At 54.7% G+C, this 12,274-nt stretch carries 8 protein-coding genes; 1 reads left to right on the top strand and 7 read right to left on the bottom strand.

Going from position 1 to position 12,274, the window contains the following annotated elements:
* Positions 1–90: 90 nt before the first annotated feature.
* The 7 genes from IPN95_17635 to IPN95_17665 form a co-directional block, all read right to left on the bottom strand.
* Positions 91–261, bottom strand: a complete 171-nt coding sequence (locus IPN95_17635; protein ID MBK9451191.1) for a hypothetical protein — start codon at positions 259–261, stop codon at positions 91–93.
* 292 nt (positions 262–553) lie between these two features.
* On the bottom strand, positions 554–1,198 hold the full coding sequence (locus tag IPN95_17640) for a hypothetical protein (GenBank protein MBK9451192.1): 645 nt from the start codon (positions 1,196–1,198) through the stop codon (positions 554–556).
* A gap of 134 nt (positions 1,199–1,332) precedes the next feature.
* Positions 1,333–2,676 (bottom strand): hypothetical protein, encoded by a 1,344-nt coding sequence (locus IPN95_17645; protein MBK9451193.1) that lies wholly within the window; start codon positions 2,674–2,676, stop codon positions 1,333–1,335.
* Positions 2,677–3,134: 458 nt separating this feature from the next.
* Entirely contained in the window at positions 3,135–4,184 is a 1,050-nt protein-coding gene (locus IPN95_17650; protein MBK9451194.1) for a hypothetical protein, read from the bottom strand.
* Positions 4,185–4,768: 584 nt separating this feature from the next.
* Positions 4,769–5,509, bottom strand: coding sequence for a zinc-ribbon domain containing protein (locus IPN95_17655; GenBank protein ID MBK9451195.1), 741 nt, complete (start codon positions 5,507–5,509; stop codon positions 4,769–4,771).
* A gap of 666 nt (positions 5,510–6,175) precedes the next feature.
* Positions 6,176–7,945, bottom strand: a complete 1,770-nt coding sequence (locus tag IPN95_17660) for a S8 family serine peptidase (GenBank protein ID MBK9451196.1) — start codon at positions 7,943–7,945, stop codon at positions 6,176–6,178.
* 209 nt (positions 7,946–8,154) lie between these two features.
* Positions 8,155–10,539 (bottom strand): hypothetical protein, encoded by a 2,385-nt coding sequence (locus tag IPN95_17665; GenBank protein ID MBK9451197.1) that lies wholly within the window; start codon positions 10,537–10,539, stop codon positions 8,155–8,157.
* A gap of 166 nt (positions 10,540–10,705) precedes the next feature.
* Between IPN95_17665 and IPN95_17670 the strand changes: the two genes are divergently transcribed.
* Positions 10,706–12,139, top strand: a complete 1,434-nt coding sequence (locus IPN95_17670) for a hypothetical protein (protein MBK9451198.1) — start codon at positions 10,706–10,708, stop codon at positions 12,137–12,139.
* Positions 12,140–12,274 lie beyond the last annotated feature (135 nt).

A 12,274-nucleotide genomic window follows, 5' to 3' on the forward strand; every position in this document is an offset into this window, starting at 1 on the left:
CTTGCAGGAGCACAGCGACCTCATCCTGTGCAGGATTTGGGTAGAGCAGGACGTTCCACGGCGTCGGCGCTGCGCCTATGGCGTTGAGGATCACGGGGAAAGGCAAAGATGCGCTCGTGCATCCATCGCTGTTTGTGACGACCACGGCGTAGTTGCCTTGACCGTGGGTTGGTAGGTGATCACAGTGGCACCGGTGATGGGGTTACCGTTGGAGCAACCACTGGTAGCTCGCTGCGGGATTGGTGGATAGTAGGACCCCATTGAAGGTGATTTGCGGCTAGGGTGGCAGGCTGTTCTGCAGTGATGTTGATGCTGGCGGAATTGCTGCATTGGTCGGTACTCGTGACGGTGACCGGCTTAATGGTGGTCGCACGGGCTGGCCAATGGGTTGATCGTTGTGCTGTCTGACAAGGATGCGGTTAGGAACCCGCGAAGCCTGAGTGGCAGTGCCTGTGTAGAATCCATTGATCGTGGCGCAACCACCTTGGCACAGCGCGGTATCGGCACCGAGGGTGATTTGAGGCAATGGAAAGGCCCCCGACCAAGATGCTGTTCAGTTCTCCTGCAGCCGATTGTATCGGTAATGGTGAGGATGTATTGGATATTGCTGCTGATGCTGGCGGTGGGGGACTGGGCAGATGGATTGCTCCAAGCCGGTGGCGGGTTGCCAATTGTAGCTGTAGCCCGTGGGGCCCTGAAGCACGATTGTGCCCTGCGCACAAACCATCGTGTCGGCACCCAGACTGAAGGGCGGTACCGCTGAGACCGCAAGCTGGATACTGTCGGCACCCGTACAGCCGACGGTATCGGTCGCTGTGAGGATGTACTGAATGCTGGTGTTGACTGTCGCCGTCGGGCTTTGGGCGGCGGGATTGCTCAATCCCATAGTGGGTTGCCAGTCGTAGGCATAGCCGGCGGGGCCCTGCAGCATGACCGTTGCCGGTGCACAGACGATGGTGTCAGCACCCAAGCTGAAGGGCGCGACCGAGGAAACGGCGATCTGGATGCTGTCCGTGCCCACGCATCCCGCGGTGTCGGTCGCCATCAGGACGTATTGGATATGGGTGCTGACAATGGCGGTCGGGGACTGCGCAGATGGATTGCTCAGGCCGTTGGAAGGTTGCCAATTGTAGCTGTAGCCTGCGGGGCCTTGGAGCAGGACGTTCGCATTCTCACAGACCGTGGTATCATTTCCCAAGGCGAATTGTGGCCGAGGATGGGTGGCAATCGCGATGCTGTCGGCGCGGGTGCAGCCGATGGTGTCGGCAACGGGTGAGCGTGTATTGGATGTTGCTGGAGATGAGGGCGGTGGGTGATTGTGCCGACGAATTGCTAAGGCCCGTCGCGGGCTGCCAATTGTAAGTATAGCCCAGAGGGCCCTGCAGCACAAGCGCAGCGGGAACGCAAATGGTCGTATCGGCCCCCAAACTGAAGGGCGCGACCGAGGAGGCGACAATCGCAATGCTGTCCATGCCTGCACAACCCGCAGTATCGGTGGCTGTGAGGGTATACTGGATGCTGCCGATGATACCTGCCGTCGGAGATTGGGCAGATGGATTGCTCAAGCCTGTAGAAGGTTGCCAGTTGTAAAGCATATCCGGTAGGACCTTGCAATACGATGGAATCCTGTTCACAGACGGTGGTGTCGGCCCCGAGGCCGAATTGCGGCAATGGTCGGGCCGTGATGGCTATGCTGTCACTGTCGGTGCAGCCCGTCGTATCTGTGATCGTGAGGCTGTACTGTATATTGGTGTTGATGGTGGCGACTGGATTGGCGATCGTCGCATTGCTCAGGCCTGTGGAGGGTGCCCAAGAATATGTGTAACCTGCTGGCCCCCCGAGTTGGAGCGTTGAATTTTGGCAGACAGCGGTGTCGTTTGCGAGGGAAAGCGCCAGATCGGTGATGGAAACTGTGAAGGCATTGGAAACGACAGGAGGAGCTAGCGCAAGCCAGGTTGGAACCATGCTCGCCTGCATCGACATCTCCGTTGTGCAAATTGCTGGTAACGAGGTGGAACGGTATTGGCAACCGGCAGACCGTTCACCGTCCATGTAGGTCGGATTCAATCCTCCGGCAAAGCTGCTGGTATTGAGCACGAGCGTGGTGCCCGCGCAGACCGTGCCTTGTGGATTGCCTTGCAGCGTGACCGTGGGTTGCAAGGAGTTACCGATGGTGATTGGGTATCCATTGTCTGGGCTGGTGATGACCGGATTGGTTGAGACGACCCTGATGCGGTAATTGTTGCCAACGGCATAGAAGGGCAAAGTAGCAGTGATCACGCCAGACTGGTAGGCGGCAGATGCCGGGGTGTAGGCGCCAATGTTGTCAGGCGCGGCAAAGCTACCAGAGGCATCGCTGAGCTGGGCTGTGAAGGTGGTGCCCCCACCATAATAGCCCTTGGCGTGGTAGGCAACAAAGATCGAGGCCCCCGGGCAGTAGGCGTTGGTGGAGGTATAGGCGCGGATGATCTCGGGCACTCCCGATTGCCGAACGACTCCGTCGAGACCACCTACACAGTAGCCGTGTAGGGCTCCATCGGTCATTGACATGCTGTGCATGACACTGAAAACGATGCAGGCCCCGGGTATACTGGTGAAGGTCTTGCAGCTATCCGTGGTGAGATATTGGCCATTGTCCTTGACGACCATCGCTTGCCCGGCACTTCCAAAACACATTTCCTTGGTGGCTTAAGTTGGCGGGATTGTTGTTGATGGGCAACCAGGTTGTTCCGGTGTTGGTGGTGTACAACGGCTTTCCAGATAATCCTGCGCAGTATCCTAGTGAATCGTTGATAAATACAATGTCTTGGAGGGTGCCAGCTACAATGGGAAGATAGGGAGTCCAGTTAAGGCCGCCGTTCATCGTCCTTTGAATTCTGCCTGAGCTGGTGACGAAGCCCGTATCCGCATTGATGAACATGCAAAACCTTCATTTGGTGAAACGATTGAATGTCTGTGATGGGTAGAAGCGTATTGCCAGGCTTCTGCACCCATTCGTCTCCCCGTTGATGGTTTTGAAGATCCGGCCGCTGTCGAGTACGCAAATCCCCTTTGCCCATCGAGGAAAAAGAATTTCTGGACCCTCGATTGCCCCGAGATCAATTTGGCTTGCTGGAAAAAGGTCGTCCCGCCATTCACGGTTTTGTAGACCAGCCCCGGGAGGCTTCCGATTGAGGCCGTGTCCTTGTGGGTGGCATAACTGTGAACGGCTCGTTATGCACGCCAGAAGTCATGTTGTGCCAGGTGTTGCCGCCATCGGTCGTCTTAGTGATGCGGCCGATCACGCCGGCAATGCAGCCGTGGTTTGCGTCTGTGAAATAAATCTTGTTGTAGGAATCATTGATACCATTGGGCGTATGCGTAATGTTCCAAGTATTGCCGGCGTCTGTAGTCCTGTAAATCCCCTCCCCAGGCACGCAGACATAACCGACGCTGGCCGTCGGGAAAGCGATCTGTGAACAGGGGAGACTGGCTCCGACATTCAGGTTGGTCCAGGTCAAGCCGCCATCCGTCGTTTTGCGCACATCGTTGCCAGTGTTTCCATAGCCCACGGTGGCGCTGGTGAAAAACAGTTGGCCAAATCCCAAAGGCGTGAGTGGTACGACTGTCCAAGATGTGCCGCCATTGGTGGTCTTAAGCATTTGGTTGCCACTGCAGGTGATGAAGCCGAGGGTAGGGGAGGCAAATGTGATGGTCCCCAAGGTCGCGGTCACCCCGCTAGAGATCGTTTGCCAAGTGGCGCCGCCGTTGAGGGACCGGCGCAGCATGCCGTTGTTGCCTGTCGCAAAGCCCGTGTTCAAGTCCTTGAAATAGATGTCGTTGTATCCACTTCCCACACCACTGGTTTGTTGCACCCAGGTCGCGCCACCATCGGTGGTTTTCCTGATCTCGGAAAGCGTCCCTGCAATCCAGCCGGTCAACTGATTTACAAAATGTACGGCGACGACGTTGTAGCTGAAGCCGGTACTCATTCTGATCCAGTTTTGGCCGCCGTCGATCGTCTTGAACAAGCCGTGGGTGGATGGACAATTGCCAAAATAGGCGCTCTGGAAAACGGCATAGCCCGTGTAGCGGTCGGTGAAGGTAATGTCGTTGATGTAAGACTCCACCAATTCATTTTGCCGCCACTGAGCGAGGCCTACCGCGGGTAAGATGCAAGCCAATAGGAGTAAAAGTCTTTTCATCTAAAGCTTGGTGAATTGATAGTCCGGTTGCGAATATAACGAATTAGAGGCGGCAATGAAAGCACTTTGTCGTAGGACATTAAGTTGTGTATGTCTTTGTGGACATGGATTTACGATCATCATTGAACTCTGCCGCGGTTCCTCATGTTGACCACTCGACCTTGGGTTCCACTCGGGGTCGGCCTTGCCCATGGAACATCAACCGTGAATTGGGTTCAACATTGCAAGCTATCATTTGTAAAAGGTGCATTTAAACCTTCCCAAGGCAATACGAAGACGATCATATCTCTACGTCGCACCACACACTTCTCCTCCCCTGCAACCTTATGCTCAGAAGTTCCTTTTCCTTGCACTTGGAGCAAAGTCAGAAAGCGCCATCGGCATGAAAAAAAAACAGGCGCCCGCAATCCACAAAAAAACCATTAGGAATGATTTTCCTATAATTTCCAAGATTATGTGAAGGATTCTTGGTTTAAATCAAGCCGCTTTTGGGGTTCGTCCCTGAGTCTGGAAATGCCAAGAAACAACGCATCTTCGGGCCAAGAAGACAAGCATAATGCGGGAACAGATAGAGTTTTAATTCCTTAGCGCCCCTTCTTCCCCCGTTCCAAACCCTTGATCCGCCGTGCAAAGTCCCTTCCCATCGGAGTATCTGCTTGCCCGGTCTCGGCAAGCAAAGCTGCAATCCGCTCCACTTCAGCCGCATCATTCACATTCAGACGTTCGAGCAAGGCGGCCAATTCTTCCAACCTTTGCGCTTTCACCTTGCGGGCCAAGCGGGACCAGTAATCGGCTTGTGTGGGTTTGTCATGGGCTTTGTAGAATGAAACCAATGCCTGCATGGCCTCCAACGATTGCGCCGTTTTTGCCCTGTCCTTCAGCGCTTGCACGGCGATGCTCACTTCCCGTCCTTGCCGCCTTTTCTTCCGGCATTCCGTGCAGGCACGGGGCTCCGCTTCCATCGGAATGCGCCACTCCTCATACCAAAGCCGCTGCTCCTGCGCTGTGAAGACATAATCTTGGCGACAATCTGCACATTTGCGCACCGCATCCCGGTAAACCACCATCGCAGGAGGAAAGGCATCCAAAGAGGTTTGCAACCGGTAATTCGCCACAATGGCCCGACCTGCTTGGATGCATATCGTGCAGGCCCAATCCCGCCACCGTTCGTTCCACAGCTCCACATTCGCCACATCCGGCTTGCGACCCCAGCAAGCCTTGTGATAAGCCTCAAAAGACCGCGAACCCAGGCAAGTATCCGCCAAGGCACGATGCTCCCCGCAGAGCGGGCAGTGGTATAAACGCGGGGATGCGGAGGCTTCCATGATCAAATATGGGAAAAGGAGACGAAATCAGGTGCACTGAAGATTGCGGAAGCAGCCAGCGTACGCCGAATCAAATTCTGCATGCCGCCACCCACAGGATCTATCGCCCGAGGTCCCGATTCTCGGCATCGGCATCCACCTGCGGCGCGAGAAAAACAATTCCCCGGTAGAGACGAGGCACGCCTCGTCTCAGTCACCAAAAAGGGTAGCCCCCTAGAGGCTCATTGGGGTTATCATTCTGCTATTCTGCAAATCCCGCAAGGCTTTTTCAGGATAGTTCAAAAGAAAAGAATCTCCGGCAAAGCCTTCACGGGCTATCTTCAACATCCCGCCGATCAATCACCCACCACATCGCGACCGCCAAAGCCCTGAATCTTTAGAACGCCGAAGACAAAGGCCACAATCCCCATGGCAAGGTGCAATCCTGCCCGTAAATTCCATCAGGTCCCCGAACCTGCAAAAGCTCTGAATCTTTAGATCCGCCAAAGCCCTGAAAGGGCGCAATCCCCTAGGGCGGGGTGCAGCCCTGCCCGTAAATCCGCCGCTTCCCGGCACGCAGTCGCCCGCAACGCAAACCCAAACCCCACTCGCAATACCCAAACCCAAATGGCAGCCCCTTGCGAAGCTGCCATCGGTAAAATCTACAACAATTGTGGTGTCATCAACTCAAGAAACCAAACCACTCGTTTGCAAATACCCGTAGCTGAGTTTGCTGCCGTCGCACAAGACCGTCCCATTGGGGTCCGCCCACAAGTGCACCATTTCCCCGGCGCCGTTGATGGCCATCGGACGCTCAGGGGCGAGCGCGAGTTCCACCGAGGCCGCAAGGATCGGCTTCGTCGCAATGCTGGGCACGATATCCATGTTCCATTGATTGTTCACCCATTTGATGTGCACGAAATCATGGAAGACATTGGCCGCAAAGTAGGCGTCGCGAGATGCAGCAAACCGCAATGTGCCCGGTACGATGCCAAAGGTCTCCGGGATCGGTGCGTATTGGATGGCGCCATTCCATGGATAGGTGTTGACCATGTTACCGACCACGTTGACGGCCGCCACGCGGTCATTGGCCATGTTGCAGAATGTGCCCGGACGAATCGGCGAACCGCTCACGGGGATCAAGTTTTGCACCCATGCAGACCCGTACAGGATATGCGCAATATGCCCACTCGTATGCAAAGCATAGCGTCCCACGTTGGTATAAACCGTGCTCTGCCGGTGTACCGTTTGTGGCGCGGGTGCGATCAAACGATAACAATTGAGTCGAAGGCCGCTGATCGGTCGGTTGGTGGTGATAGGATCCGCCGACTTCTGCAAAAAGTAGCGCAGGTTCTTGAAAGACAGGTGGGAAGCAAGCGAAAGAATCAGGGCACAAGCCCCCGTCACATGCGGCGCAGCCATGGATGTTCCGGACATGCGGGTATAATTGGCGGTGGTCATTTGGAGCGACAAGATGTCTTCGCCGGGTGCCGCAATATCCACTACTTTTCCAAAGTTGGAGAACGGGGATCTTTGGTCGGCCGTATTGGTGGAAGCCACGGTGATGACTTTGTCGTAGTTGGCGGGGAATTGCGTGCTGCAATCGATGTTGTTGTTCCCGGCGGAGAAGATACAATAGCAACCTTTGTTAAAGGCGTAATCAATCGCTGCCTTCAAGGTCGGGTCGGCAGAGACCGGGCCCGTACCACCGGGACCCCACGAACAGTTGATGAGCCGCGCACCATTGTCCGCAGCGTATCGGATGCCCTGTGCGCAGACACTGTTGAAGGCATTCGGGAAGACCTTGACAGCCATTACTTTTGCCTCGTAGGCCACGCCGACCACCCCGAGTTGATTGTTGCCTGCAGCGGCGATGGTGCCTGCGACGTGGGTGCCGTGACCATGGTAATCGCTGGGATTGGTATCGTTGTTGGAGAAGTCAAATCCAAAATGCCCGGCACCGTTGTTCCATAGGTTGCTCGAAAGATCAGGATGCTTGGGGTCAATGCCGGTATCGCAAACCGCCACGAGGGTTCCGCCGCCACGGGTGATGTCCCAAGCCTTCGGGGCGTTGATCTTGGGCATCGCCCAGAGTTGGGAATAGTTGGTGTCGTTGGGAATCAAGTACAGTTCATTGAGGCTGTCTTCGCGGGCATCCTGCACCAGAGGATGCTTGCTCAATTGCGCCACCGCCTCGGCAAGCAGGTCATCATTTTCCAGGTTCCCGCTGTAGCTGCGCATCAGCAGTTGTTCTTCTGCGCTGAGGCTGTCGTAGAACAGTTTGGTCAGCCTTTCGGGCGCAATTTTTTCCTCCCGTGTGGCCAGAAATGCCTCGAACTTTTCGCGGAAATCAAAGTTGGGGACGAGCTCGATTTTCTCGATCAGGTCGATCTTGATGGGCTCGGGAGTGGTGGTGCCGGTTTTGGTGGCTTTCAAAATGACGTTAATCCTTTTCATAATAAAACGAATGCTAAAAATTGTTTTTGTTGCCTACTCTGATTCTATAGCTTTTCGGCGACCGCTAGGGAATGCATGCCAGTGGCGTATCGTTTTTCCCGGCCATGCCTCACCCTGTCCGCATCTTGTAGGATGCGGCGCAGGATGGACATGCTTCTAATAACTAAGCCTTTAGGCCGGGTGATTCTGCTAAATTTGAGGTGCGTAGGTTACTGCACGGTAAACTCCACGATGGAGCTGTTTTGGGCGACGCCGCCGACTTCGACATAGACTCTGAAGGCATAATGTTGCGCGACGGTCAGCTGTGGCAATACAATCCCGGGTTTGGGTTCAAAGCTGATTTGGAGGGATTCATCGCCGGTGATACTGCTGGAAAGTTGCAAGGATCCCATTTTTTTGTCCGTGTCGAGGCGATAGCGCTGCGAACCGATGAGCGTCATCTGATCCGGGTTCGGAGTACCATTGTAGCCATTGAGCTGAACGATGAAGTCACCATAATGGGATGCGGGCAATTGCGAAGGGGATCCCACCTGTTCGACCACAAGCTTCGTCGGATTGGTCTCCCGGCGAAATGCGATCATGGCACAGGTTCCACTTTTGCCTGTTTGGATCGCAAGGGTGCTGCGCATCGCCACGTTGTTGGTGCTGAGAACCCAGTTGTGGACGTCAGATGTGCCCTGCGGCAGCGTGATGCCATCTACCGGAGAGTTGATTACAGCAAGGAGGCTCAAAGTCGTGCCACAAGCGGTTTGATTGGCATCGGATTCGAATATCGGTCTCCAAGGCAGGCTTACCACCACCGATTCATAGGCGGGAATCGCGGGGATGGCAACTGGATCAAGGTGGTTTTGGCTGAAGTCACTCCATTTTTCATGGGTATTGGCGTAGGTCCAATAGACATCAACGATGCCAGGTTGGGAGGTATTGCAGGAACGATTGAATACGCGCACAAACACCTCCTCGTCTTGGCCATTGATGGGCTGCTGATGCTCGGTGCTATTGGCCGGACTGCCTGCATGACGCACCCAAATATCGGGGCTGCTCCAGGCAAAAGCTTCGGGAGTCATTGCAAAGGTCGCGTCGTCTCCCGTTCCATCTCGGAGCAGAATATCGTTCACGTTGCATATTGTGAAAAGATCTACCTCTGTTTCGTCCGTACTGCATGCGATAGTTTGAGGGACCACCACGCCGTCTAGTCCTCGCACGAACACAACCCCATTCACCGTATGCTGTATCAAAGTGATGACGGAGGGCGGCGTGCCGCCAGTGGAAGGCACCAAAATATCGTCCAGGGTCACTTGGCATTGACCGATGCGCCATGGCGCAACGGGATTGAGGGGAGGGTCTCCAAGGCGAAATGCAGCAACATCCAGTACACGGTCCGTGGCATCGGCGCAAACACCATCGGCATAGTCGAGCTGAAAGTCGGGCCAGAATTTCTGCCGCCATACCGTTGCACTTGGAAGAGGATTGAATATTCCGGAGTTGGCAAAGTCTAGGCGGGTATCGTACAGATGATAAGCCGGTGACTCGGCAACAGGACGCGAAAAGGCAACTCCAAAAAAGTTTGAGTCGATCACAAAAGGAGAGCTTGGCGTTGTGACAAAGGAAATGTCGAAGGGCAGCCGCACCATAAACTCACCGTTACTGGTCAAGGGTAGTACAATACCACCACGGTTAGGCACATAAGCCGCGGTAAGGGAAGCCCCGTCAATCGCAGATTTCAGAAACTCCGGCAAATACATTGGGTCCATAACGGCACGCAAGTAGTCGGCATCCGATTCATTGATTTGACCATCCATATTGCAGTCGGCATGCATATAGTCGATGGTCTGGTTGTCCCAGAAAAAGGTGTTGCCCCAAGCACAAGCTGAGTAAAGAAAGTCCATGTCGCCAGTCTCATTAGGAGGGTACGAGAGCGGCGAAGGCAAATTGCAGCCGCTTGCAACCGTCACAGGATCCAAAACCACAGCATCCTTGATGGCCTGCGCGATCGCATACAAGTCCAGGATATTGCGGTAACCATCGGCATTGGCATCTCCAGGCCATAATTCCGCATTGGGATCGCTATAAATCATGAATGTAAATGGCGGAGAATTGAATGTCACGGTGACCGTCGTAGGAGTGAGGGTTGCAGGACCATTCGGACTCGGACCGCCACCCTTTGCGGAGGCCTTTCTTTCCTTGACCATCCAGAGTTTTACCTTGTCTCCCTTGGCTTCCATTCCGATGCCTTGTGGCATCGAATCAGGCAGGGTCACGGTGCAAGGAAAACTCAAAGTGACCGTGTCTCCCGAGCGCATGGTGATGGCATTGTATTCGGTGGCAAGGATGGTCGCGCCTTTGCCGAAGTACGGCATTTTGTTTCCCTTGGGTTGTTTGGTCGGCGGACCGATGGTGACAGAAGTCGTGCCAGTAGTCTTGTTGATGCAACCTGTCATGAGCCCCATGATGGCGCAACAAAACAAGACAAGCGCCCATTGTACAGGCAACGCGACCTTGAAGGAGGATCGGCCGCCCGCTTTCGCAAAGGGACGTGTAGGGTTGTCGAACACTTGCGCAACCGCAAGATTTTGGTGTGGGTAATTTTTCATCGTAAAAGTTATTAGAAGAAGTTGTTTAAGAATCTGTTACAAAGGAGGGGCTATTTGCGCGGGGTGGAAATGGAAAAAATTGCGAACCTGTTCGTTATGGATTGCCGAAAATGCTACATTTATGACCATTATGATTCCCATGGAGCGATTTACTGTTCGTTAGCGAATGCAAAATACCCAGTTTTTTCTTTGGTTGCGCACCCTCCGTCCCGAGGACATGTTACCCTTCCGGCAGTACCTTGCACAGCCTCAAAACGCTGTTTGGAAGCTCGCTATCGCCTTTTTTGACTATTTGCAGGTACATCAGGCCGCTTGGCGGGACGTGGAAGTCATTACGGCGCCGCAGTTGAAGGAGGCAGCAATTTTCACCCACCTCTATCCAGGGGAGACACTCAAGCCGCAACGCCTGCGCCGCATCATGATGGAATTGCGCACGCTTATCCAAGCTTATGCAACGCACAGCACACGCTCTTTCCTGCGGCCATCCTTGGATGCGGAGTTTCGTACGCTTTTGTACCTCTTGGAGCGCAATAGCCCCTTGTTTCTGGAGCGGTACCATGCCGTGACCACGATGATCGAATCCGCTGAATTGGCAGATGACCTCCCGCTTGCACGCATGTGGATCGTGCAGTTGTACAATGAATACCTGATTCACCGGCAGGCTCCCGAAGACATGTTTGAGCAGCAGTTGGACCATCTCGACGAATTTTACTTGCTGGTCAAGCTCGAGACTTGGACCTCCATGCGCACACGCGAATACCGGCATCCACAGCGGTATGCTTACCCGTTTGCGGAGGAGATTGACCGCATGGCCGCAGCGGTGGGCACCGACAAGCCGATGGTCGCTCTCTGGCGCGCGGTGTTTGCGATGGTTGGAAGCGAGGCTTCCTCAGAATTGTTTCAAGAGACCTTGGACGCCCTGGAATTGGTGAAGCCACGGCTAGGCATCCGAATATTGCGGCAAGTTCGCGGTTATCTCTTCAATGCCCTGATGCGCACACGGCAGACCGATAACCTGCCGTTTTTTCAGCGGCTGCATGCACTGCTCGACAACATGCTCCACGAAGGGACGCTGCACCTCCCGGATGGTCGTATGTCCCATCCCTTTTTTCTTTCTTATGTGCGTGCAGCCTGCCTGAGTGGCAATGGCGAAAAAGCCGATGCCTTCATCCAAGCCAACCAAGCGATGCTCGTGAGCGCCGACAGCGAGGGGCTATTGCGCTATTCCAATGCCTTGGTGGCCTATTCCCTCGCACAGCCCAAAAAGAGTTGGAAGATTTTGTCCGTTCTCAAATTCAATGACTTGCGTACCGATGCCTATGCCCGTATGTTGCAGGTTCAATCCGCCTACACCCTCGGTCAAGAAGACGATGTCTTCCGCTGCAACGACGCCTTGCGCAAGTTCCTCGAGCGCCATCCCGAGCTCGGCGAACGTTTTGTCTCCCTCGTAAAACGGTTTTCCCAGTTCGTCGACAGCCTTGCAAAAGTGAAATTTGGGCACAATCAACCCGCAAGCACATTGGTCAAGCGCATCCAAAAAGAAGATGCCGCCGAAAAATTGTGGCTGCTCACCGAGGCGAATACGCTGGGACTCAAATGAGGCCGCAATCCCCCACGGCAAGGTTTAGCCCTGCCCAAAATTCAATCAGGTCCCCGAACCCGCCAAAGCCCCGAATCTTTAGATCGCCCAAGCCCTGCAAGGGCGCAATCCCCGAGGGCTTGGTGCAGCCCTGCC

Source organism: Bacteroidota bacterium (assembly GCA_016718825.1).
GTDB lineage: Bacteria > Bacteroidota > Bacteroidia > J057 > JADKCL01 > JADKCL01.